General features: G+C 74.9%; 24 protein-coding genes and 2 tRNA genes. 12 read left to right on the top strand and 14 right to left on the bottom strand.

Annotation, left to right across the window (positions count from 1 at the left end; genetic code table 11):
- Nucleotides 1–93: 93 nt before the first annotated feature.
- Entirely contained in the window at nucleotides 94–813 is a 720-nt protein-coding gene (locus Q0840_RS07215) for an IclR family transcriptional regulator (RefSeq protein ID WP_298458073.1), read from the top strand.
- Nucleotides 814–1019: 206 nt separating this feature from the next.
- Here the strand turns inward: Q0840_RS07215 and Q0840_RS07210 are convergent.
- From Q0840_RS07210 to Q0840_RS07175, 8 genes are all read right to left on the bottom strand, one after another.
- A tRNA-Glu gene (locus Q0840_RS07210) sits at nucleotides 1020–1092 on the bottom strand.
- An 87-nt stretch (nucleotides 1093–1179) separates the two neighbouring features.
- Nucleotides 1180–1251, bottom strand: a tRNA-Gln gene (locus Q0840_RS07205).
- A 203-nt stretch (nucleotides 1252–1454) separates the two neighbouring features.
- Nucleotides 1455–1670 (bottom strand): hypothetical protein, encoded by a 216-nt coding sequence (locus Q0840_RS07200; RefSeq protein WP_298458071.1) that lies wholly within the window; start codon nucleotides 1668–1670, stop codon nucleotides 1455–1457.
- Nucleotides 1671–1794: 124 nt separating this feature from the next.
- Nucleotides 1795–2064 (bottom strand): hypothetical protein, encoded by a 270-nt coding sequence (locus Q0840_RS07195; RefSeq protein WP_298458069.1) that lies wholly within the window; start codon nucleotides 2062–2064, stop codon nucleotides 1795–1797.
- Complete coding sequence (locus Q0840_RS07190; protein WP_298458067.1) at nucleotides 2061–2825, bottom strand: HAD family hydrolase; 765 nt, start codon at nucleotides 2823–2825, stop codon at nucleotides 2061–2063. Before Q0840_RS07190 ends, Q0840_RS07195 begins: the two co-directional genes overlap by 4 nt.
- On the bottom strand, nucleotides 2822–4375 hold the full coding sequence (gene gltX / locus Q0840_RS07185; protein ID WP_298458064.1) for a glutamate--tRNA ligase: 1554 nt from the start codon (nucleotides 4373–4375) through the stop codon (nucleotides 2822–2824). Before gltX ends, Q0840_RS07190 begins: the two co-directional genes overlap by 4 nt.
- A gap of 42 nt (nucleotides 4376–4417) precedes the next feature.
- Nucleotides 4418–5203 carry a fumarylacetoacetate hydrolase family protein gene (locus tag Q0840_RS07180; protein WP_298458061.1) on the bottom strand — a complete coding sequence of 262 codons (786 nt, stop codon included), beginning with the start codon at nucleotides 5201–5203 and terminating at the stop codon, nucleotides 4418–4420.
- Between the two features lie 53 nt (nucleotides 5204–5256).
- Complete coding sequence (locus tag Q0840_RS07175; RefSeq protein ID WP_298458059.1) at nucleotides 5257–6066, bottom strand: methyltransferase domain-containing protein; 810 nt, start codon at nucleotides 6064–6066, stop codon at nucleotides 5257–5259.
- Between the two features lie 167 nt (nucleotides 6067–6233).
- Here Q0840_RS07175 and Q0840_RS07170 point away from each other — a divergent pair, with 167 nt between their 5' ends.
- Nucleotides 6234–7394, top strand: coding sequence for a DUF418 domain-containing protein (locus tag Q0840_RS07170; RefSeq protein ID WP_298458057.1), 1161 nt, complete (start codon nucleotides 6234–6236; stop codon nucleotides 7392–7394).
- Here the strand turns inward: Q0840_RS07170 and Q0840_RS07165 are convergent.
- The gene (locus Q0840_RS07165; RefSeq protein WP_298458056.1) at nucleotides 7346–8014 is read right to left on the bottom strand and encodes a pyridoxal 5'-phosphate synthase; all 669 of its coding nucleotides are present in this window, start codon (nucleotides 8012–8014) and stop codon (nucleotides 7346–7348) included. The genes Q0840_RS07170 and Q0840_RS07165 overlap by 49 nt on opposite strands.
- Nucleotides 8015–8113: 99 nt before the next feature.
- Here Q0840_RS07165 and Q0840_RS07160 point away from each other — a divergent pair, with 99 nt between their 5' ends.
- Nucleotides 8114–8983, top strand: a complete 870-nt coding sequence (locus Q0840_RS07160; RefSeq protein ID WP_298458521.1) for a 3-methyladenine DNA glycosylase — start codon at nucleotides 8114–8116, stop codon at nucleotides 8981–8983.
- A 4-nt stretch (nucleotides 8984–8987) separates the two neighbouring features.
- Here Q0840_RS07160 and ppk2 read toward each other — a convergent pair whose 3' ends face one another.
- Nucleotides 8988–9830, bottom strand: a complete 843-nt coding sequence (gene ppk2 / locus Q0840_RS07155) for a polyphosphate kinase 2 (protein WP_298458055.1) — start codon at nucleotides 9828–9830, stop codon at nucleotides 8988–8990.
- 302 nt (nucleotides 9831–10132) lie between these two features.
- Between ppk2 and Q0840_RS07150 the strand changes: the two genes are divergently transcribed.
- The 9 genes from Q0840_RS07150 to Q0840_RS07110 all read left to right on the top strand — a co-directional run bounded on the left by Q0840_RS07150 (nucleotide 10133) and on the right by Q0840_RS07110 (nucleotide 17417).
- A complete protein-coding gene (locus Q0840_RS07150; protein ID WP_298458054.1) occupies nucleotides 10133–10255 on the top strand; it encodes a hypothetical protein in 123 nt (40 codons plus the stop codon).
- Between the two features lie 115 nt (nucleotides 10256–10370).
- Complete coding sequence (locus Q0840_RS07145; RefSeq protein ID WP_298458052.1) at nucleotides 10371–10517, top strand: hypothetical protein; 147 nt, start codon at nucleotides 10371–10373, stop codon at nucleotides 10515–10517.
- A 293-nt stretch (nucleotides 10518–10810) separates the two neighbouring features.
- Nucleotides 10811–13399, top strand: a complete 2589-nt coding sequence (locus tag Q0840_RS07140) for an RNA helicase (RefSeq protein WP_298458051.1) — start codon at nucleotides 10811–10813, stop codon at nucleotides 13397–13399.
- A 211-nt stretch (nucleotides 13400–13610) separates the two neighbouring features.
- The gene (locus Q0840_RS07135; RefSeq protein WP_298458050.1) at nucleotides 13611–14330 is read left to right on the top strand and encodes a VIT1/CCC1 transporter family protein; all 720 of its coding nucleotides are present in this window, start codon (nucleotides 13611–13613) and stop codon (nucleotides 14328–14330) included.
- 36 nt (nucleotides 14331–14366) lie between these two features.
- Nucleotides 14367–14873 (top strand): Cys-tRNA(Pro) deacylase, encoded by a 507-nt coding sequence (gene ybaK / locus Q0840_RS07130; RefSeq protein WP_298458049.1) that lies wholly within the window; start codon nucleotides 14367–14369, stop codon nucleotides 14871–14873.
- Between the two features lie 86 nt (nucleotides 14874–14959).
- On the top strand, nucleotides 14960–15658 hold the full coding sequence (locus tag Q0840_RS07125; protein WP_298458519.1) for a YggS family pyridoxal phosphate-dependent enzyme: 699 nt from the start codon (nucleotides 14960–14962) through the stop codon (nucleotides 15656–15658).
- Nucleotides 15659–15917: 259 nt separating this feature from the next.
- Nucleotides 15918–16814, top strand: coding sequence for a CPBP family intramembrane glutamic endopeptidase (locus Q0840_RS07120; protein WP_298458047.1), 897 nt, complete (start codon nucleotides 15918–15920; stop codon nucleotides 16812–16814).
- A complete protein-coding gene (locus Q0840_RS07115; RefSeq protein ID WP_298458046.1) occupies nucleotides 16811–17005 on the top strand; it encodes a helix-turn-helix transcriptional regulator in 195 nt (64 codons plus the stop codon). Before Q0840_RS07120 ends, Q0840_RS07115 begins: the two co-directional genes overlap by 4 nt.
- Entirely contained in the window at nucleotides 16992–17417 is a 426-nt protein-coding gene (locus Q0840_RS07110) for a hypothetical protein (RefSeq protein ID WP_298458045.1), read from the top strand. Before Q0840_RS07115 ends, Q0840_RS07110 begins: the two co-directional genes overlap by 14 nt.
- A gap of 46 nt (nucleotides 17418–17463) precedes the next feature.
- Here the strand turns inward: Q0840_RS07110 and Q0840_RS07105 are convergent, their stop codons facing one another.
- From Q0840_RS07105 to Q0840_RS07090, 4 genes are all read right to left on the bottom strand, one after another.
- A complete protein-coding gene (locus Q0840_RS07105) occupies nucleotides 17464–18513 on the bottom strand; it encodes a biotin/lipoate A/B protein ligase family protein (protein WP_298458516.1) in 1050 nt (349 codons plus the stop codon).
- Between the two features lie 169 nt (nucleotides 18514–18682).
- Nucleotides 18683–20305, bottom strand: a complete 1623-nt coding sequence (cimA, locus tag Q0840_RS07100; RefSeq protein WP_298458042.1) for a citramalate synthase — start codon at nucleotides 20303–20305, stop codon at nucleotides 18683–18685.
- Between the two features lie 381 nt (nucleotides 20306–20686).
- Nucleotides 20687–21811 (bottom strand): branched-chain amino acid aminotransferase, encoded by a 1125-nt coding sequence (locus tag Q0840_RS07095; protein WP_298458040.1) that lies wholly within the window; start codon nucleotides 21809–21811, stop codon nucleotides 20687–20689.
- A gap of 87 nt (nucleotides 21812–21898) precedes the next feature.
- Entirely contained in the window at nucleotides 21899–22978 is a 1080-nt protein-coding gene (locus Q0840_RS07090) for a 3-isopropylmalate dehydrogenase (protein WP_298458037.1), read from the bottom strand.
- Between the last annotated feature and the right edge of the window lie 15 nt (nucleotides 22979–22993).

Here is a 22993-nt window from a genome sequence, read left to right as displayed (position 1 = left end):
GTCCGTCCTCTCGACTGCGTTCCCCGACACCATCGGCCGGGCACTTCCCCGTGTTCACTTGCGTCTCAGTGAGCGAGACGCCAATATCGACCTATGGACAACTCTAGCGGAGTCGGCGTCCTGGACAAGGCCGCGTCGGTGCTCAGTGCCCTCGAAGCCGGACCGGCGACCCTCGCGCAGCTCGTCGCCGCCACCCACCTGGCCCGCCCCACCGCGCACCGGCTGGCGGTCGCCCTCGAGCACCACCGGCTGGTCACCCGCGACATGCAGGGACGGTTCGTGCTCGGCCCGCGCCTGTCCGAGCTGGCCACCGCGGCGGGCGAGGACCGGCTGCTGGCCGCCGCCGGCCCGGTGCTGACCGCCCTGCGTGACCACACCGGCGAGAGCGCCCAGCTGTACCGCCGCCAAGGTGACCAGCGGATCTGCGTCGCCGCCGCCGAGCGCCCGATCGGGCTGCGGGACTCGATCCCGGTCGGCGCCGCCCTGTCCATGCAGGCCGGCTCGGCGGCCCAGATCCTGCTCGCCTGGGAGGAGCCGGACCGGCTGCACCGGGGGCTCCAGGGCGCCAAGTTCACCGCGACCATCCTGTCCGGTGTCCGACGGCGGGGCTGGGCCCAGTCGGTGTCCGAGCGCGAGCCCGGGGTGGCCTCCGTCTCCGCCCCGGTGCGCGGCCCGTCCGGCCGGATCGTGGCGGCCGTGTCGATCTCCGGCCCGGTCGAGCGCCTCAGCCGCCAGCCCGGGCGCCTGCACGCCGGTGCCGTGGTCGCCGCAGCCAACCGCCTCACCGAGGTCCTGCGCCGCACCGGCGAGTAGCCCCCGCCCCCGCACGACGCCCACTCCCCGTCCGGGTGCGACGTTCTGGACCTCTGGCGTGGCGCCAGGGGTCCAGAACGTCGCACTCGGCGGGGGTTCGGGTGCGCGCCGGCGGGGGCGGGCGGGCCGGCGGCGGCGCCCACCGCGGAACGGCGGCGGGAGACGACGAAGGCCCGGTCACCGTGGTGACCGGGCCTTCGCGTGCGTACCCCCGACCGGATTCGAACCGGCGCTACCGCCGTGAGAGGGCGGCGTGCTAGGCCGCTACACAACGGGGGCCTTGCAGCCTCCGCGGACCGGACCGAAGCCCGTCCCGCGGGGAACTACCGAGTGGAGACTGTACCGGATGACCGGGCCTGCCTCGCGCTGGGGTACCAGGACTCGAACCTAGAATGACGGTACCAGAAACCGTTGTGTTGCCAATTACACCATACCCCATAGGGGTACTTCGGCCGTGCTTCTGCGCCGCCCCGGGGGTGCTGCGCAGGAGTCCCGGACTCCGTACCGGCCAACAACACTACCCGAGGGACCGGGCCGCTCCAAACCGGCCGCACGCTCGGCACGGCCGGACGTGACCAAGGACACCTCACCGGGCCACGCGCCCGCGGCGGACGCCCGGGGGCCGCACCGGTGCGCCGGGGTCAGGGCAGTCCCCAGAGCTCCGCGGTCAGGTCCCAGGAGTCGGGGCCCTCGACGATCACGGCGGTGTCCTGGATGACGTCCTCCGGCACGTCCATGCACACGACGACGGTCGCCTCCTCGCCGAGGCCGAGCCGCCCGAGCCCGTGCAGGGCCGGTCGGTGGAGTGCCGGTGTGGCGCGGTGGCTCCCACAGCGGCGGCAGCTGGGGGTGGTCATGGTCGTGCTCCGGCACGCGGGCGCGGTCCGCGACCGCCGGCTGCGCGCACGACGGCACGGGCCGCCCCGCCGGCAGGTGCCGATCACCCGGTCGCCGCGGGTGAACGTGCGGCGGGCCGGCTCCTCAGCTCCCGGTCGGCCCCGCGTCGGCGCGCCGGCCGCTGCCGGCGGCACGACGGCCGACGAGGTAGGCCGCCGGGCCGAGCACCGGCACCAGCACGACCACCAGCAGGTCGACGAGGCCGGCCCCGGGCGCCCCGGGCGTGGCTCGCGCCCCGTTCCACCGCACGAGCGCCACGAACAGCAGCCCCAGGTGCACGACGACGGCCAGCGACCAGGCGACGTCGTAGGCGGCCGGGAGCAGCAGCGAGACGCCCTCCGTGCGGCCCGTCATGCCGCCGCCTCGATCCCCAGCGCCGCGGGCAGCTCGGCGAGGCCGTGGATGACGACCACGCCCGACGCGGCGACGTCCGCGTCGGTCACCGGGACGCGGCGCGGACCGGGCCGGTCGAGCCAGACCCCCGTCATGCCGGCACGGCGGGCGGCCACGGCGTCCACGTCGAGCTCGTCACCGACGTACACCGTCCGGGCCGGGTCCGTGCCGAGCCGGCGGCACGCCTCCACGAACACCCGGGGGTCCGGCTTGCCGAACCCGAGGGTGTCCACCCCGACCAGCAGCGGGACCGAGTCGAGCAGGCCCGCGCGTTCGAGCTTGAGCGTCTGGTAGGCGGACGCGGCGTTCGACAGGGCGCCGACCGCGATGCCGGCGGCCAACAGCTCGGCGACCGCGACGGCGGCGTCGTCGTGCGCGGACCAGGCGGCCTGGAAGCCGTCCTCGAACACGGCGTCCCAGGCGTCGAAGCCGGCGTCGTCGAGGGCGGGTCCGCCGAACTCGGTGTGCATCGCGTTGGCGCGGGACATCCGCTGCTCCCGGTAGGTCGCCTCGCCGCGCGTGTAGCGCCCGTAGTGGTCCGCCGCGTCGGCACGCCAGTGCGCGAGCAGCTCCGCGTGCCGCCCGGCGGGCAGGTCCGGCAGGTACCGGCCGGCGACGACGGCGAGCGCGGACGCGAACGCCGCACGCGTGTCCACCAGCGTGTCGTCGATGTCGAACAGCACCCCGTCGACCGCGGACCCGGCGTCCGTGCGCGCGGTCACGAGGCCGTCGGCCCGTCGCTCGGCAGCGTCGCCCGCAGCGCGCGCAGCCGGGCGAGCGAGGACGCCTTGCCCAGGATCTCCATCGACTCGAACAGCGGCGGCGAGACCCGGCGGCCCGAGACGGCGGTGCGCAGCGGCGCGTAGGCGAACCGGGGCTTGATGCCGAGCCCGTCGACGATCGCGGCCTTGAGCGCCTCCTGCACCGGCTCGGCGGTGAAGGCGTCGTCGGCCACGGCGTCCAGCGCGGTGAGCGCCGCGTCCAGGACCGACGCCGCCTCGGGCCGCAGCGCGGCGACGGCCTCGGGCTCGAGCGCGACCGCGTCGTCGGCGACGAACAGGAAGCCCAGCATGCCCGGCGCCTCGCCGAGCAGCGTCATCCGCTCCTGCACCAGCGGTGCGCCGGCGTCGAGCAGCGCCCGGTGCTCGGGTCGCAGGTCGGCGTAGGAGTCCGCCGCCACGATCCCCGCGCGGTGCAGGTACGGCACGAGCCGGTCGCGGAAGGCCTCCGGGGCGAGCAGGCGCACGTGCGCGGCGTTGATGGCCTCGGCCTTCTTCAGGTCGAACCGTGCCGGGTTGGGGTTGACGTCGACGATGTCGAACGCGGCGACCATCTCCTCGACCGTGAAGATGTCCCGGTCCGGGCCGATGCCCCAGCCGAGCAGCGCGAGGTAGTTGAGCAGCCCCTCGGGGGTGAAGCCACGGTCCCGGTGCAGGAAGAGGTTGGACTCGGGGTCGCGCTTGGAGAGCTTCTTGTTGCCCTCCCCCATGACGTACGGCAGGTGGCCGAACACCGGCACGACGCTCGCCACGCCGAGCTCGAGCAGCGCCCGGTACAGCACCACCTGGCGCGGGGTGGACGACAGCAGGTCCTCCCCGCGCAGCACGTGGGTGATGCCCATGAGCGCGTCGTCGACCGGGTTGACCAGGGTGTACAGCGGCTGGCCGTTGCCGCGGACGATGACGTAGTCCGGCACGGAGCCCGACTTGAAGGTCACGTCCCCACGCACGAGGTCGGTGAACGTGACGTCGTCGTCGGGCATGCGCAGGCGCAGGACCGGTGCGCGACCCTCACGGCGCAGCGCGTCCTTCTGCTCGTCCGTCAGGTGCCGGTCGTGCCCGTCGTAGCCCAGCTTCGGGTCGCGGCCCGCGGCCCGGTGCCGCGCCTCGATCTCCTCCGGCGTGGAGAAGGACTCGTAGGCGTAGCCGCCCTCGACCAGCCGCTGCGCGACGTCGCGGTAGGTGTCCATCCGCTGGGACTGCCGGTACGGCTCGTGCGGACCGCCGACCTCGACGCCCTCGTCCCAGTCGAGCCCGAGCCAGCGCAGCGCGTCGAGCAGCTGCCCGTAGCTCTCCTCGCTGTCCCGGGCGGCGTCGGTGTCCTCGACGCGGAACACGAACGTGCCGCCGACGTGGCGCGCGTAGGCCCAGTTGAACAGCGCGGTCCGGATCAGCCCGACGTGCGGGGTCCCGGTCGGCGAGGGGCAGAACCGGACGCGGACGTCGCGTCCGGCGGGCGTGGTCGAGGCGGTGTCGGCGGGGGTCTGGGTCACCGCGCCAGCGTAGTGGCGGCCGCCGACCCTGCTCGGGGCGGCTCAGTCGCGCCGGATGACCGGGTTGCGCAGCACGCCGATCTCCTCGACCTCGACCTCGACGACGTCGCGGTGCACGATCGGCCCCACCCCGGCGGGGGTCCCGGTGAGGATCACGTCGCCGGGCAGCAGCGTGAAGATCTCCGAGACGTAGGAGATCAGGTACGGGACGTCGAAGATGAGCTGGGACGTACGGCCGTCCTGCTTCGTCTCGCCGTTGACCCGAGCGGTGACCCGGAGGTCCTCGACGTCGAGCCCCGTGACGACCCACGGGCCCAGCGGGCACGAGGAGTCGAACCCCTTGGCGCGCGTCCACTGCCCGTCGGTGTTCTGCACGTCGCGTGCGGTGACGTCGTTGGCGACGGTGTAGCCGAACACGTGGTCCAGCGCGCGGTCCGGCGTGACGTCCTTGACGACCTTGCCGATGACGACGGCGAGCTCGGCCTCGTGGTGGACGTTGCTCGAGAACGGCGGCAGCACGATGGGGTCGTCGGGCCCGATGACCGAGGTGTTCGGCTTGAGGAACACCAGCGGGTTGACCGGCACGTCGTTGCCGAGCTCGGCGGCGTGCGCGGCGTAGTTGCGGCCGATGCCGATCACCTTGGAGCGCGGGATGACCGGCGCCAGCAGGCGGACGGCGTCGTCGGCGAGCGGGATCTCCTCGCCGGTGGGCTGGACCGGGGTGTAGATCGGGTCGCCGGTGATGACCACGAGGCGCTCGGCGCCCTCCGGGCCGTCGACGAGGGCGTAGCGGGGGTCGCCACCGGTGGTGAATCGTGCGATGCGCATGGCACTCACCCTAGGCGCCGCCCGGTGGCCGGCGCGCGCCTCGGGCGCACGCCTCAGGCGCGCGCCAGGATCTCGCCGTGCAGGACGGCGAACCAGCCGTCCGGGTGCAGCCCCCACTGCCGCCAGCCGTCGGCGAGGTGCTCGAGGCCGACGTCGTCGGCGAGCCCGTGGGCGACCGCCTGGTGCGCGAAGTTCGACTCCGTGCACCGCTCGGCCCACAGGCCCGACCACCAGGCCCGGTCCTCGGGGGTGGCGTAGCACCACACGCCCGCGCTCGGGGCGATCCCGGCCGGGTCGAAGCCGGCCTCCTGCACCCAGGACAGGAGCATCCGGCCGGCGTCCGCCTCGGCGTGGTTGGCCTCGGTCACCTCGCGGTAGAGCGCCCGCCACTCGTCCAGGCCCTCCGACGAGGGGTACCAGGTCATCGCCGAGTAGTCGGCGTCGCGCACGGCGACCAGCCCACCCGGCCGGGCGACCCGCCGCATCTCGCGCAGCGCGGCCACCGGGTCCGTCAGGTGCTGCAGCACCTGGTGCGCGTGCACGACGTCGAAGCACGAGTCCTCGTACGGCAGCGCGTACACGTCACCGGTCCGGAAGGTCACGTTGGCCGACCCGGCCGCGTCGGCGGCCTCGCGGGCCATGTCGACGACCACCGCGGACCGGTCCAGCCCGACGACCTCGCCGGGCCCGACCCGCGACGCGAGGTCGATCGTGACCGTGCCGGGCCCGCAGCCGACGTCGAGCAGGCGCTGGCCCGGGGCCAGGGCGGGCAGCAGGTAGCCCGCGGAGTTCTCGGCGGTGCGCCACCGGTGCGAGCGCAGCACGCTCTCGTGGTGCCCGTGGGTGTAGGTGTCCTGGCTCACCGGTCCAGTAGGCCGGTCGGCGGCGGGAAGTTCAAGTATCGGGACGGTTGGTACCGCTTACTGAGACGCGCCTCGGGTCCGGCCAGGGGCTGGACGGCCCAGCGAGCACCTGCGGCTGACGACGTCGACCCGGGTCACCGTCGGTGAGCGGGTCGTACCCTGCCGGGGTGGAACGCATCCGCGGCGTGGACGTCGCACGGGGGCTCGCGGTGCTCGGGATGATGAGCGCCCACGTCGGGGTGATCGGACCGGACCTGTGGTCCACGGACGGGTGGCTGGGGATCGTCGACGGGCGCTCGTCGGCGCTGTTCGCCGTCCTCGCCGGGCTCTCGATCGCGCTGCTGAGCGGCGGTCCGGTCGCGCCGGACGGTGCGGCCGTGCGCCGGGTGCGCGTGCGGGTGCTGGTCCGTGGCGCCGTCCTGCTGCTGCTCGGGACGGTGCTGACGGCGCTGGGCACACCGATCGCGGTGATCCTGCCGTCGTACGGCGTGCTGTTCGCGCTCGCCCTGCCGGCGCTGCGGCTGCCCCCGGCGGTGCTGGTCACCCTGGCTGCGGCCGTCGCGGTCGGCGGACCGGCGATCTGCTTCCCGCTGGTGGCCGCCCTGACGGCGGCGGGAGATCCGCCGACCGGGCTGCTGGAGCTGCTGATCGCCGGGTACTACCCCGCGGTGATCTGGATGGCGTACGTGCTGGCCGGCCTCGCGGTCGGCCGCAGCGACCTGCGCTCCGGCCGGCTGCGGGGGCGGCTGCTGGCGACCGGGGTCGCGCTGGCGGTGGTCGGGTACGGCGGCGGCGTGCTGGGCACCGCGCTGGCCGCGGGGCAGCCGGCGGGCGTGCTGGCCTTCCTCAGCGTCGAGCCGCACGCCGACTCCACCGTCGAGGTGACCGGCAACATCGGGGTCGCGCTCGTGGTGCTGGTCGTCTGCCTGTGGGTGGCCGACCGGTGGCCGCGCACCGTCGCGCCGATCGCGGCCACCGGCGCGCTCGCGCTCACGGCGTACTGCACGCACATCGTGGTCATCGCGGTGCTCGGGCCCCAGGTCGTCCGCGAGCCGCGCGTCGGGGTGCACGTCGCCTTCCTCGTGGTCACGGTGCTGCTGGCGACGCTCTGGCGCCGCCTGCTCGGCCGCGGCCCGCTCGAGCGCGGCCTGCACGAGGTCTCCACCCGGGTCGCCGCGATGGTGACCGACGGCCCGCCGTCGGGCCCCGGCGGCGGGCCGCACCCCGGTCCGGTCGGCGGGGTCGCCCCGCCGCGGCCGGCCGGTGCCCCGGCGCCGGATCAGGGCCAGACGAGCTCGCGGGTCCAGCCGTCCGGGGAGCGCCGGTAGACGACCCGGGTGTGCGCGCGCCCGGGGTCGCCCTGCCAGAACTCCGCCTCGTCCGGCACGAGCTCGAGCAGCAGCCACTGGGGCAGCACCGTGCCGGGCTCGCGCGCCACGCGGTCCTCGGCGGCGGACATCGCGGCCCGCATCTCGCCGACGGAGCCGAGCCGCTGCCCGGGACGGGTGGCGAGGCCGGCGGCCCGCGACGAGGGCGACCGGGCGAGGAAGTCCGCGGCCGACGCCTGCGCCCCGGGCGACCGGACGGTCCCGACCAGGCGGACCTGTCGCGCCTGCTCGCGCCAGTAGAACGACATCGCGCCCTGCGGGTTCGCGGCCAGGTCCAGCGCCTTGCGGCTGCGGCTGTCGGTGGCGAACCGCCACGCACCGTCGACGACGTCGTGCAGGACCACCACCCGTGACGACGGGCGGCCGGCCGGGTCGGCGGTGGCGACGGTGACCGCGTGCGGCTCGCGGACGCCGGCGTCGGCCGCCTCCCGCAGCCAGCGGACGAACATGGCGTCCGGGGTGTCGGCGACGTCGTCGGGGTCGAAGGCGGGCAGCGGGCCCTCGAACACGCGCAGCGAGCGCAGCAGGGAGCGGACGTCGTCCGGCCGGTCGGTGGTCACTCGGTGCTCCCGGGGTCGTGGGTGGCTGCGCCCGACCCTACGACGCCCGCCTACCCTGAGGCGGTGACCACCGCGACCGGACCGACGACGGGCGACGTCGTGCTGCCCGCGAGCGAGTGGGCGCCGCTCGCGCAGGCGCACGCCGCCCGGGCTGACGCGCTCACCGCCGCCTACCGCGAGCGCCGGTCCAGCGGTGAGCGGCACCCGATCGACGACTTCATGTACGACTACTACGGCGTCAAGCCGGCGCCTCTGCGCCGTTGGCACCCCGGCGTCGGCGTCGTGCTGGCCGGCTCGAGCGACGAGGTCGCGACGCACGCCTCGTGGCGCTGGTACCGCACGGTCGACGACGGCGTCACGCTGGACGTCCCGGCGTTCCTCGCCGACCGGGGTGACACCGTCCGCTACCTGCGCACGCTCCTCGCCGCGACGGCGTCGCGCCCCGCGCAGGTCGGCTGCCTGGGTCTGCACGAGTGGGCGATGGTCTACCGGCAGGACGACAGCCGCCGGCGGCACTCGCTGCCGCTGCGGCTCGGGCGCGAGGGGACCGACGCCGTCCTGGAGGCCCACCCGCTGCGGTGCACCCACGTCGACGCGTTCCGCTTCTTCACCCCCGACGCCGTCGGGCGCAACCGGCTGCCGCTGACCCGGGCCACCCAGACCGCGACCGAGCAGCCGGGCTGCCTGCACGCGAACATGGACTGCCTGCGCCATGCCCTCAAGCTCGGACCTGCGGTACCCGGTGACCTGCTCCTGGACTGCTTCACGGTCGCCCGCGAGATCCGCACGCTCGACATGCAGGCGTCCCCGTACGACGTCAGCTCGCTCGGTGAGCCGGCCGTGGCGATCGAGACCGCGGCGGGCAAGGCGCAGTACGTGGCGCGCCAGCGCGAGTTCGCCGAGCGGTCGGCGGTGCTGCGCGAGCGCCTGCTCGCCGTGTGCGACGGGGTGCTGAGCGCGTCGGGGTGACGGCTCAGGCGTCCCGTTCCGGGTCGCCCATCAGCGCCGCGACGTGGTCGGGGACGTAGGTCGACTGCTCCCGGGGCGGCCGCTGGTAGCCGCCGGAGGCGGGCGGGCGCTGCGGCAGCTCCACCGCCGCGGTGGGCACGTCCCGGTACGGGATCGTGGACAGCAGGTGCGACATCATGTTGAGCCGCGCGTGCTTCTTGAGGTCGGACTCCACCACGTACCAGGGGCTGGCCGGGACGTCGGTGTGCGCCATCATCTCGTCCTTGGCGCGGGAGTAGTCCTCCCACCGGTTGATGGACTCCAGGTCCATCGGGCTGAGCTTCCACTGGCGCACGGGGTCGTCCAGCCGGGACCGGAAGCGCCGCAGCTGCTCGGCGTCCGAGACCGAGAACCAGTACTTGCGCAGCAGGATCCCGTCCTCGACCAGCATCTGCTCGAACACCGGCGTCTGACGCATGAAGCGCGCGTACTCGTCCGGGGTGCAGAACCCCATCACCCGCTCGACCCCGGCGCGGTTGTACCAGGACCGGTCGAACAGCACGATCTCGCCGGCCGCGGGCAGGTGGGCGATGTAGCGCTGGAAGTACCACTGGCCGCGCTCGCGCTCGGTGGGCGCGGGTAGCGCCGCGATCCGCACGACGCGGGGACTGAGGTACTCGCTGACCCGCTTGATGGTGCCGCCCTTGCCGGCGGCGTCGCGGCCCTCGAAGACGACGACGATGCGCGCCCCGGTCTGCCGGGTCCACTGCTGGACCTTCACGAGCTCGGCCTGCAGCCGGAACAGCTCGGCCTCGTACACGTCGTTGCTGATCTTCGGGCCGCGCCGCGAAGCGTTGGTCGTCGCCATGGACGGACGCTAGCGGTCGCCACCCGCAGGCGTCCCGGCGGAGGTCGACGAGGACGCTGCCGAGGACGCCGACGGCGACGTCGGGGCGCGGTGCCGGGCGATCGCGGCCGCCGCCAGCGCACGGGCCGGCACCGGGGCCGGCGGACCGTCCCCCGCCGTGATGGCCTGCCGGGCGCGAGCCGCCAGGGCGCCGTCGTAGAGCAGGAGCAGCTCCGCGGCCAGCGCGCCGGGGTCGGCGGCGCCGGTCGCCTCGGGCGCGCTGGTCGGGGTCGGCGCCGCACCGCTGGAGGACGCCGTCCCAGGTGCGCTACGGCTACGGGCTCCAGCTGCCGCAGCTCGCGGCGGAGTTCTCCTTGGCGACCTCCACCGCGGGGGTCATCGCGGCCGGGAGCTTCGCCGCCCACGGCATGAGCGCTCTGGCATGAGCGCTCTGGCGTCGCACCGGCTGATCGAGCGCCGCGGCGCACGGGGGTCCTGTGGCTGGCCGCCGCCCACGCCGCGACGGGGGCCGGTGTCGTCGCGGCGTCGTGGTCCGCTCCCGTGCTCGCGCTGGGCGTGCTGGTGGCCGGCGGCGCGGCCGGGACCGCCGCGCCGGCAGTCGCCCCCGGCCACGTGCCGACCGCCGCGGTCGCCGCCGCCCTCCTCGGCGGCGCGTACACCGCCCTCAGCGGGGTGCTCATCGCCTGAGCCGGCGTCCTGCGCCCGGGCGCGGCGGGGCAGTCCACCGCGACCCTGTTCATCGTCCTGACGGCGGGGCAGGCGGTCGGTGCCGTGGCCGCCGGCGCGCTCGCCGGGGCCGCCGGCGGCCACGGCGCGTTCTGGGCCGGCGCGGCGCTCCTGCTCGCGGCCGGCGGCCTCGCGCCCGCACCGGCGGCCGGCAGCGCGGGCGGCTCCACGCGCGGCCCGGCGGGGACCCACCCCGGCGGCTCCGCGGGCACCGACACCACCGCCCGCGCCCGGAGCGGGGACAATGGGCACCGATGAGCCCCGACCCGAGCACCACCCTGGCCACGCGCTCGCTCGCCGAGCGCATCCCCGCCGACCCGCAGGACGCGGACGCGCTCTACGAGGCGTTCGTCGGCTGGGCGTCCGACCAGGGGCTGACCCTCTACCCCGCGCAGACCGAGGCGCTGATGGAGCTGGTCACGGGCTCGCACGTCATCCTCGCCACGCCGACCGGCTCGGGGAAGTCGCTCGTCGCGATCGCCGCGCACTTCGTCGCGCTCGCCCAGGGCCGGCGCACCGTCTACACCGCGCCCCTCAAGGCCCTGGTGAGCGAGAAGTTCTTCGCGCTCGTGGCGGCGTTCGGGTCCCAGAACGTCGGCATGATGACGGGCGACTCCGCGGTCAACCCCGGCGCCCCGATCATCTGCTGCACGGCGGAGATCCTGGCGAACCAGGCGCTGCGCAGCGGGGGCCACACCGCGGGGGCGGGAGCCGATGTCGGCCAGGTCGTGATGGACGAGTTCCACTTCTACGCCGACCCGCAGCGCGGCTGGGCGTGGCAGGTGCCCCTGCTCGAGCTGCCGCGCACCCAGTTCCTGCTGATGTCGGCCACGCTCGGGGACGTCACCTTCTTCGCCGACGACCTCGAGCGCCGCACGGGCGCGCCGGTCGCCGTCGTGGCGCACGCCGAGCGGCCGGTCCCGCTGACGTTCGCCTACTCCGTCGAGCCGTTGCACGAGCTCATCGAGGAGCTCGTCCGGACCCGGCGGGCGCCCGTCTACGTCGTGCACTTCACGCAGGCCGCGGCGGTCGAGCGCGCCCAGGCGATGCTCAGCACCAACGTCGCGACCCGTGAGCAGCGCGACGAGATCGCCGCCGAGCTCGGGGACTTCCGGTTCGGCCCCGGGTTCGGGCGCACGCTGTCGCGGCTGCTGCGCCACGGCGTCGGCGTCCACCACGCCGGCATGCTGCCCAAGTACCGGCGGGTGGTCGAGCGGCTGACGCAGAAGGGCCTGCTCAAGGTCGTCTGCGGCACCGACACTCTCGGCGTGGGGATCAACGTCCCGATCCGCACCGTGCTGCTCACGTCGCTGGTGAAGTACGACGGCGTGCGGATGCGGCACCTGACCGCGCGCGAGTTCCACCAGATCGCCGGCCGCGCCGGTCGCGCCGGGTACGACACGGTCGGCGAGGTCGTCGTCATGGCGCCCGACCACGTCATCGAGAACCGCAAGCTCCTGGAGCGCGCCGGGGACGACCCGAAGAAGCTCAAGAAGATCGTCCGCAAGAAGGCGCCCGAGGGTGCGGTGAACTGGACCGACAAGACCTTCGAGCGGCTGCGCGACGCCGACCCGGAGCCGCTGACGTCGAGCTTCGCGGTGTCGCACGCGATGGTGCTGAACGTGCTGGCCCGGCCGGGCGACCCGGTCGAGGCGATGACGCGGCTGCTGACGGACAACCACGAGCCCGAGTCGGCGCGCGGGCGCCACGTGCGCCGGGCGGTCGCCGTGTACCGGTCGCTGCGTGCGGCGGGCGTCGTCGAGCGGGTGCCGCGGCCCGACGGCGGCGGACGCACGGTGCGGCTGACCGTGGACGTGCCGGCCAACTTCGCGTTGAACCAGGCGCTGTCGCCGTTCGCGTTCGCTGCCCTCGAGCTGGTCGACTCGGAGTCGCCGTCGGCGGCGCTGGACACCGTGTCCGTCATCGAGGCGACCCTGGACGACCCCCGGCAGGTGCTCGTCGCGCAGGAGAAGAAGGCGCGCGGCGAGGCCGTCGCCGCGATGAAGGCCGAGGGGTACGACTACGACGAGCGGATGGCCGTCCTGGAGGACATCCACCACCCGCAGCCGCTGGCCGAGATGCTCGCGGCGGCGTTCGCCACGTACCGGCAGACCAACCCGTGGGTCGCCGACCTGGAGCTGTCCCCCAAGTCGGTGGTCCGGGACATGGTCGAGCGCACGATGACGTTCGCCGAGTTCGTCTCCTTCTACGGCCTGGAGCGCACCGAGGGCGTGCTGCTGCGCTACCTCGCCGACGCCTACCGGGCGCTGCGCCAGACCGTCCCCGAGGAGGGCCGCACCGAGCAGCTGGCCGAGCTGGTCGAGTGGCTCGGTGAGCTGGTGCGCCGCACGGACTCCAGCCTGCTCGACGAGTGGGAGCGGCTGAGCCACCCCGACGACGCCGGGGCCGACGCCGCCGGCGCCGTGCCGGGGCTGGACACCGAGGACGAGTCCGCCCGTCCGGTCACCGCCAACGTCCGCGCCTTCCGGGCCCTGGTGCGCAACGCGATGTTCCGCCGCGTCGACCTGGCCGCACGCGAGGACTACCGCGCCCTCGGCGCGCTCGACGGCGCCGCGGGGTGGGACGCCGACGCATGGGTCGCCGCGCTCGACCCCTACTACGACGACCACGACGCGATCGGCATCGGCCCCGACGCGCGCGGACCGGCGCTGCTGCAGATCACCGAGCGGCCGCCGCACGCCCGCGGCACCTGGGAGGTTCGCCAGGTCCTCGACGACCCCGCCGGCGACCACGACTGGCGCATCGACGCCGTCGTGGATCTCGCAGCCAGCGACGCCGCCGGGCACGTCGTGCTCACCGTGACCGCCGTCGGCCGGCTGTAGCGCCGGCCCCGGGGCACCGCAGCCGCGACGCGATGCCCCGGCGCGCATCCGGCGGGGACCCGGCGTGGACGCGGCGGCGACCCGGTGGGGACCCGGCGGCGACCCGGTGGGGACCGCACCCGCAAAGGGTGCCCTCACCTGCGGTGATGTCCGCGGTGAGGCCAGCCTGGCCTTCGGTGACGTCCGGGGCGCGGGCTCCTAGCCTGGTGACATGAACGCACTGGCAGCCGCCACGAGCAGGATCGAACCCCACCACCCGGGCACGGCCGCACGGCTGAACCGGCTGCGCGCCGCGGTGCTCGGCGCCAACGACGGCATCGTGTCGGTCGCGGGCGTCGTCGTCGGTGTCGCCGGAGCGACCAGCGACCGGCCGGCCCTCGCGATCGCGGGCGCCGCCGCGCTGACCGCGGGTGCGCTGTCGATGGCCGTCGGGGAGTACGTCTCGGTGTCCAGCCAGCGCGACTCCGAGCGCGCGCTGCTCGACCTGGAGCGTCGGGAGCTCGCCGAGGACCCCGAGCAGGAGCTCGAGGAGCTCGTGGCGCTGCACCGCGCGGCGGGACTGTCCCCTGCACTCGCCCGCGCGGTCGCCGTCGAGCAGACCGAGCACGACGCGCTGCGTGCGCACGCGACGGTCGAGCTCGGGATCGACCCCGACGAGCTGGTCGACCCGGGCCACGCCGCGGTGGCGTCGCTCGCCGCCTTCCTGGTCGGGGGTGTGCTGCCGCTGCTGGCCGCGCTCACCACGCCCGTCGCCGCCCGCGTCCCGGTGACCTTCGTCGCGGTGCTCGCCGCGCTGGCGCTCACCGGCGCGCTGTCGGCGCGCCTGGGGCGGGCGGCGCGCCGGCCCGCCGTCGTGCGCAACCTCGTCGGCGGCGCACTCGCGATGGGGATCACCTACGGCGTGGGGACCGCGGTGGGACTCGCGGTCTGAGCCGGACGCGCGCCGGCGCTGCCCTACGCTGCCGGGGTGGTCAAGAAGTCACGGTCCGCGCACGCGGGCACGCCCGCGCTCGTCGCGCTGGAGGCGGCCGGCGTCCGGCACACCGCCCACGCCTACGACCACGACCCGGCGAGCGACCTGGGGTACGGGCTCGAGGCCGCGCAGGTGCTCGGCGTCCCGGCCGAGCAGGTCTTCAAGACGCTCATGACCTCCGTCGACGGCGAGCTGACCGTCGCGGTGGTCCCGGTCACCGGCATGCTCGACCTCAAGGCGCTCGCCCACGCCGTCGGCGGCAAGCGCGCCGTGATGGCCGACCGCGCCGTCGCGGAGCGGGTCACCGGGTACGTCCTGGGCGGCATCTCCCCGCTCGGCCAGCGCACCGCGCACCCGACCGTGGTCGACGAGACGGCCGAGCTGTTCGACACCGTGTTCGTCTCGGGCGGCCGGCGCGGGCTGGACGTCGAGCTGGCGCCGGGCGACCTCGTCGCGCTGACCGGCGCGGTCGTCGCCGCCATCGCCCGGGACGACGCGTGACCGACCGGCCGGACGCGCCCGACGCGCCGGAGGCGCCGGAGGCGCCGGAGGCGCCCGACGAGGGGGCGGCGGTCCGCGACCGGCTGCTGGCCGTGCACGCACGGCTGTCCCGCGCCGAGCGCGCCGCCGGACGTCCCGAAGGCTCGGTGCGGCTGCTGCTCGCCACGAAGACGGTGCCGGCCGGGGTGGTGCGCGCCGCGCTGTCCGCCGTCGGGGAGCTGGACGGGCGGGCCGTGGTGATCGGTGAGAACCGGGTGCAGGAGCTCGTCGCGAAGGGTCCCGAGCTGGCCGACCTGGCGACCGAGACGCACCTCATCGGGCACCTGCAGTCGAACAAGGTCAACGCGGCCCTGCGGTGGGCCACCTGCGTGCAGAGCGTCGACTCGGTCGGCCTCGCCGAGCGGCTGGGCGCCCGCGCCACCGCGACCGGCCGACCGCTCGACGTGCTCGTCCAGGTCAACGTGTCCGGCGAGCCGACCAAGTACGGCGTCGACCCCGACGACGCGGTCGGTCGCGCCGTGGCGGTCGCCGCGACGCCCGGCCTGCGGCTGCGCGGCCTGATGACCATCGGCGCGCGCTCCCCCGACGACGCCGTCGTGCGCGCCGGGTTCGCGCTGCTGCGCGAGCTGCGGGACGCGGTCCTGGCGTGCGGGGCCGCCGGGACCGCGGACGCCCGCGAGCTGTCGATGGGCATGAGCGGCGACCTCGAGCTCGCGGTGGCCGAGGACTCCACCCTCGTCCGCGTGGGGACGGCCGTCTTCGGCACCCGCCCCCCGCCCGCCTGAACACCGCTCCACCCCCGCCCTCCCCCTCCCCTCCCACCACGCACCACGCCCCCGCCCACGTCGAGTGCGACGTCCCGGTCCGTTCCGGGCCCGCGAACGGTCCACGAGGTCGCACTCGCGAGACGAGAGGGTCAAGGACGCTTGACAGTGGAGTAGGTGTCAAGGAGTCTTGTCACCCGCACCGCTGTCAAGGCTCCTTGACTGCCACGGGTCCCCGGCTCGTGGCCGGGCGGCGTCCGACCGAACCGGAGGCACCGACGTGAGCACGACCCTGCAGACCCTGCAGTCCCTCGACGTCCCCACGCTGACCACGCTCGCCCTGGTCGCCGCGGTCGTCGCCCTCGTGGTGAGCGACCCGGTGCTCGGCCTGCGCGACCACCGCCGACTGCTGGCCGAGCTGGCCACCCACGGCGACGACCGGGTCGGCGCCGAGGGCGCACGGGTGCGGTTCTACCGGCGCTGGGCCCGCGGTGGGTGGCTGTGGGCGGCCGTCGCCGTCGCGCTCGTCACGGTGCTGCCGGGGGTCGGTCCGGCGGCCCTGGGCCTGCGGTGGCCCGACCTGGCGGGACTCGGCTCCTCGGTCTGGCGGGGGGCGTCGCCCGCTGTCGTGACCGACGGCGACGGCGGCGTGGACCGTGAGACGGCGGCCGGGATGCTGGTCGGCCTGCTGGTCGGCACGCTGCTCGTCGTCGTCGTGCTGCGGGTCGCCGCCCGCGCACGTGCGGCCACACGACGCGGCGACGGCCCCGCCACGCTTCCGCTGGCCGGCGGGACCGCGCTGGCCCCCCTGCTCCCGACCACCCCCCGCGGACGGCGCGGGTGGGCCGCGCTGTCGGTCACCGCCGGGGTCACCGAGGAGGTCACCTACCGCGGGATCGTCGTGCTGACCCTGGCGCTCGTGCTGCCCACCGCCGGCCCCCGCGTCGTCGTCGTCCTCGCTGCCGTGGTGTTCGGCCTGGCGCACGCCTACCAGGGGCCGGCCGGCATGGTCGCCACCGGGCTCGCCGGCGCGGTGTTCGCCGGCCTGTACCTGGGCACCGGGAGCCTGCTGGTCCCGATGCTGCTGCACGTGCTGGTGGATCTGCGCGTCCTCCTGCTCACGCCGCGGCGCACGCGCGACGCCGTGCCGGGCGGCGCGCAGCCGGTCGGCGCATGAGGAACGAGATCCGCCGGCTGCGCGAGGAGGCCGGCCTGTCGCAGGGAGCGCTCGGCGTCGAGCTCGGGGTGTCCCGGCAGACCGTCAACTCGCTCGAGACCGGCAGGTACGACCCGTCCCTACCGCTCGCCTTCGCGATCGCGCGCTACTTCGGCACCACCATCGAGGAGATCTTCCATGTCGACGCCTGATGCCCGCACCCGCCGCCTGGTCTGGTGGGGCACGGTGCTCGCCGGCCTCGGGGTCGTCCTGGTCCTCGCGGCGGTCACCGCGGCGGGCGGCGAGCGGGACACCGCCGCGGGGCTCCTCACCGGCGGGCTGCTGGTGCTCGCGCTGGCGGCGCTGGCCCGGGTGCGCAGCGTCCGTCGCGGAGCGGACGCGGCGACCGCGTCGCGCGTGGTGGGTGGTGAGCCCGACGAGCGCGACCGGCTGGTCTACCAGCGCGCCGCGGCGGCCGTGGGGGTCTCGGCGTTCGTCGCCGCCCCCGTCGCGATGCTCGCCACGCTCTTCGGGGCGGACGCCGAGGCGGTCCTGGGCGCGCTGCCGTGGGTGTTCATCGTGGTGGGCGTCGTCTCGTTCGTGGTGATCGACCGACGCAGCTGATCGGTCGTGGCGGGTGACGACCCGCCCCGTTCGCCAGGCGTCGCCGTCAGGGGACGCGCGCCGTCCACTGCGACGTCGCGAACTTGGTGGCCACGAGCCGCTCGGCGCGGGCCAGCTCGTCGGGCCGGACGGCACCGTCCACGCAGGCGTACCGGGACCGGAAGTGCGCGTCGAACGCGGCGATGACCTCCTCGCGCGGCCGCCCGGTCTGCGAGCGCACGGGGTCCACGCGCTTGGCGGCGCTGCGGGTGCCCTTGTCGGACAGCTTCTCCCGGCCGATGCGCAGCACCTGGGTCATCCTGTCCGCGTCGATGTCGTACGCCATCGTCACGTGGTGCAGGACGGCGCCGCCCACGAGCCGCTTCTGCGCGGCACCGGCGATCTTGCCGGCCGGCGACGCGATGTCGTTCAGCCCGGCGTACGAGGCCCGCACGCCGACGTCGGCCAGGGCGCCCAGCACCCAGTCGTCGAGGAACGCGTACGACTGCTCGAAGGTGAGCCCGTCCACCAACGACGCGGGCACCACCAGCGAGAAGGTGATGCAGTTGCCCGCCTCCATGAACATCGCGCCACCGCCCGAGATGCGCCGCACGACGTCGACGCCGTACCGGGCGGCTGCCTCGAGGTCCACCTCGTTGCGCAGCGACTGGAACGAGCCGATCACCACGGCCGGGTCCACCCACTCCCAGAACCGCAGGGTCGGACCGCGGCGCCCGGCGGCGAGCTCCTCGGCGAGCACCTGGTCCAGCGCGGCGTGCAGCACCGGTGGGCGCGCGGGCTCGTGGATGACCGCGAACGTGTGGTCCTCCCAGGAGGTGGCGCGACCGACGGCGCGCCGCACCGCGATCGCCACCGACTCCGGGGTGAAGCCGACCAGCGTGTCCGTCGGGCGCAGCGCCCCGGTCACGGTCTGCGTCAGCGCGGCGACCGTGAGGTCCTCGGGCCGGCCGGTGAGTGCGGCGTCGATCCGGCCCAGGGCGTCGTCGGGCTCGAGGAAGAAGTCCCCGCTCAGCGCCACCCGCGCCAGCAGCCCGTCCCGGACCTCGACGTCGACCGCCACGAGCTTGCCGCCCGGCACCTTGTACGCGCCCCGCAGGACGCCGTCGCGGGTGTGGTCGGGGGTCGCGTCGCTGGTCACGGGCGCCATCGTAGGCAGGCCGCGCGGGCCCTCCGGACCGCGCCACCGGTCCACGCCCCGGCCGACACCGGCGCTCGCACCCGGGCCGCACCCGACGCGGACGCCGCCGTGGGCGTCGGTGTCGGCCTCAGGCGGACCGCTCGACGCCCGCCTTGAGCAGGCCGTAGACCACGGAGTCCACCAGCGCCTCCCACGACGCCTCGATGACGTTCGGGCCGACGCCGACGGTGCGCCAGGTGGTCTCCGCGCCCTGGTCCATCGTCTCGACCAGGACGCGCGTCACGGCGTCGGTGCCGTGCATGGTGTCCATGATCCGCACCTTGAAGTCGATGAGCTCGAAACGCTCGATCTCGGGGTAGCAGCGCACGAGCGCCTGCCGCAGCGCGTGGTCCAGCGCGTTGACCGGGCCGTTGCCCTCACCGGTCGCCACCACCCGCTGGCCGCCGGCGGTGAGCTTGACGGTCGCCTCGGCGTTCGCCTCGTGCGGCGCCCCGGGCATGGTCTCGACGATGACGCGCCAGCTCTCGACGTCGAAGTAGGCCAGCCGGGAGCCGTCGACCTCCTCGCGCAGCAGCAGCTCGAACGACGCGTCGGCGGCGTCGAACGTGTACCCCTCCGCCTCGGCGCGCTTGACCCGGTCGGTGACCCGGCTGAGCAGGTCCGCCTGCCCCTCGAGCTCGAACCCCAGCTCACGGCCCTTGAGCTCGATCGACGCCCGGCCGGCCATGTCGGAGATGAGCATGCGCATGTCGTTGCCGACCAGCGTCGGGTCGATGTGCTGGTACAGGTCGGGGTCGACCTTGATCGCGCTCGCGTGCAGGCCGGCCTTGTGCGCGAAGGCGCTGGCGCCGATGTACGGCTGCCGGGCGAACGGGCTGATGTTCGTGATCTCGCTGATCGCGTGCGCGATGCGGGTCGCGTCGCGCAGCGCGCCGCCGGCGAGCAGAGCGCGGTTCGCCTTGAGCTCGAGGTTGGCCACGACGGCGATGAGGTCGGCGTTGCCGGTGCGCTCGCCGTACCCGTTCACGGTCCCCTGCACGTGGTCGGCCCCCGCCGCGACGGCGGCCAGGGAGTTGGCGACCGCGCACCCGGAGTCGTTGTGGGCGTGGATCCCGAGCCGGCCGACCGGCCCGACGGCGCCGCGCACCGCGGTCACCACGGCGTGGACGTCGTCGGGCAGCATGCCGCCGTTGGTGTCGCACAGGGTGGTGACCTCGGCGCCGGACCGGAAGGCCGTCCGGACCGCCTCGATCGCGTACGTGGGGTCGAAGCGGTACCCGTCGAAGAAGTGCTCGGCGTCCAGCACGACCCGGCGTCCCTCGGCGACCAGCAGGGCGACCGTGTCGGCGATCATCGCGAGGTTCTCCTCGCCCGTGGTGCGCAGAGCGCGCTCGACGTGCCTGATGTCGCTCTTGGCGACGAGCGTGACGACCGGTGCCTGCGAGTCCAGCAACGCCCGGACCTGCGGGTCGGCCCCGGCGTGGAGCCCGGGCTTGCGGGTCGCCCCGAAGGCCGCCAGCTGTGCGTGGCGCAGCGTGAGCTCCTTCGCCGCGCGCGCGAAGAACTCGGTGTCCTTGGGGATGGCTCCGGGCCAGCCGCCCTCGATGAACCCGACCCCGAGCTCGTCCAGCAGCGGGGCGATCGCGAGCTTGTCCGCGACGGACAGGTTCATGCCCTCCTGCTGCGCACCGTCGCGCAGGGTCGTGTCGTAGACGTGGAACGCCGGCGGCGGCGAGCTGGTGTCGGTCACGGGGATCTCCAGGTGACTGCGGGGTCGACGTCGGCCGGCGGCCGGGCGGGGATGGTGCCCGGAGGAACGGTCGACCGCTGCCGGGCGGGGGTGGTGCCCGGCAACAAAAAGACCCCCCGGGGTGCGGAGGGTCTGCGCGTTCGGCGGGTGGGCCGAACGCGCTACACGATGAGGAGCGGGTGCTGCATGACGTCATCATGGCACACCGTCCGGCACGTGAGAACGGTGTCCAGCATCCGGTCGCGCGGTGCTCGCCTCCCCGCCCCCGGCCCCCCGGCCCAGTGCGACCTCGTGGACCCGTCGCGGGCGCCGAGCGGTGGAGAACGTCGCACTCGGCGGGAGTGGTGAGGGGGCCGGGGAGCTCGGACGCCGGGCGAGGCGTCAGGCGAGCCGGTGCATCCACCCGTGCGGGTCCGCCGCACGGCCGTACTGGATGTCGGTGAGCTGGGCGCGGATGCGCGTCGTGACGGCCCCGGACGTCCCGTCGCCGACGGTGAGGTCGAAGTCCGCACCGGCCAGGCGCCCGATCGGCGTGATGACCGCCGCGGTGCCGCACGCGAACACCTCCGCCACCGACCCGTCGGCGATCCCCGCCGTAATTTCGGCCAGCGGGATGCGCCGCTCGGCGACCTCGTGACCGGCGTCGGACAGCAGCCGCAGGATCGACGAGCGCGTGACGCCCTCCAGGATCGTGCCGGTGAGCTCGGGGGTGGAGACCCGGCCGTCGGCGTGCACCACGAAGACGTTCATCCCGCCGAGCTCCTCGAGCGTGCTGTTCGTCGCCGCGTCGAGGAAGCAGACCTGGTCGAACCCCTTGGCGTGCGCGACCCCCTGCGGCAGCAGGCTGCCGGCGTAGTTGCCACCGAACTTCGCCGCGCCCGTCCCGCCGGCGCCGGCGCGGTGGAAGTCCTGCGCGACCCAGATGGACACCGGCCGGACACCGCCGGCGAAGTACGGGCCGACCGGCGAGGCGATCACCAGGAACTCCGCCTCCAGGGACGGCCGCACGCCCAGGAATCGCTCCGAGGCGAACATGAAGGGGCGCAGGTACAGGCTCATCTCCTCGCCGCGGGGCACCCACGCCGAGTCGGTGCGGACCAGTGCGGTCAGCGCGGCCAGGAAGTCCTCGCGCGGCAGCTCGGGCAGCGCGATCCGGCGCGCGGAGGCGGCGAACCGGTCCGCGTTGGCCCACGGCCGGAACGTCCACACCGAGCCGTCCTCGTGCGGGTAGGCCTTGAGCCCCTCGAAGATCTCCTGCCCGTAGTGCAGGACGGCGGCTGCGGGGTCCAGCTGGAGCGGGCCGTACGGCTCCACCCGGCGGTCGTGCCAGCCGGCGCCCGCGGTCCAGGTGGCCCGCGCCATGTGGTCGGTGAAGACGGTGCCGAACCTCGGTTCGGCCAGGGCCGCCTGCCGGTCGGCCTCGGGCAGCGGGGACGGGTGGGGACGGACGGCGTACGCGGCCTCGGCGTCGAGGACGGTCGTCGACGGTGCGTCGGAGGAGGTCATGGTGCGGGGCCTTTCACCTGGTGGTCGTTGCTGACGGTACCGGTGGTGACGGCCGAGGACCGGGCGCCGGGGCGCCCGGGGCGAGGGTCAGCCGGCGACGCGCGCGGCGAGGTCCCGGCCCACCTCGGCCGTCGACCGTACTCGCCCACCGGACCCCGCCGACCCCGCCCGCTCGGCGAGGTCGGCCGCGACGGCCGCCTCGACGCGGGCCGACGCGTCCGGCAGCCCCAGGTGGTCCAGCATCATCGCGACCGAGAGCACCGTGGCGGTCGGGTCGGCCTTGCCCTGCCCGGCGATGTCCGGCGCCGAGCCGTGCACGGGCTCGAACATCGACGGGGCGACCGCGGCACCGGAGGCGTCGGTGTCGGGGTTGATGTTGGCCGAGGCCGCGAGACCGATCCCGCCGGTGATCGCCGCGGCGAGGTCGGTGAGGATGTCGCCGAACAGGTTGTCGGTGACGATCACGTCGAAGCGCGACGGGTCCGTGACCAGGAAGATCGTCGCCGCGTCCACGTGCAGGTAGTCCACCGTGACGTCCGGGAAGTCGGCGTTGACGGCCTCGACCGTCCGGCGCCACAGGTGGCCGGCGTGCACCAGCACGTTGTGCTTGTGCACGAGCGTGAGCTTGCGGCGCGGACGGGCGGCGGCCCGTGCGAACGCGTCGCGCACGACCCGCTCGACGCCGAACGCGGTGTTGACGCTGACCTCGTTGGCGATCTCGGCGGGGGTGCCCACGCGCAGCGCCCCGCCGTTGCCGACGTAGGGCCCCTCGGTCCCCTCGCGGACGACGACGAAGTCCACCTCGCCGGGGTCGGCCAGCGGCGAGGTGACCCCCGGGTACAGCCGCCCGGGACGCAGGTTCACGTAGTGGTCCAGGCTGAACCGGAGCCTGAGCAGCAGACCCCGCTCGAGCACACCCGACGGCACCTGCGGGTCGCCGATGGCGCCCAGCAGGATCGCGTCGTGGGCGCGGATCGCCGCCAGGTCCTCCTCGGTGAGGGTGTCCCCGGTCGCGTGCCAGCGGCGGGCGCCGAGGTCGAACGCGCGGGTCGCGACCGTCACGTCGCTGCCGGCGACGGCCGCGTCGAGCACGCGCAGCCCCTGCTCGACGACCTCGGTGCCGATGCCGTCACCGGCGATCACTGCGAGCTGGAGGGTGCGCGTCATGCCGCCGACCCTAGC

Source organism: uncultured Cellulomonas sp. (genome assembly GCF_947494015.1).
Taxonomy (GTDB): Bacteria; Actinomycetota; Actinomycetes; order Actinomycetales; family Cellulomonadaceae; genus Pengzhenrongella.
This window is presented reverse-complemented; position numbering and strand designations above follow the sequence as displayed.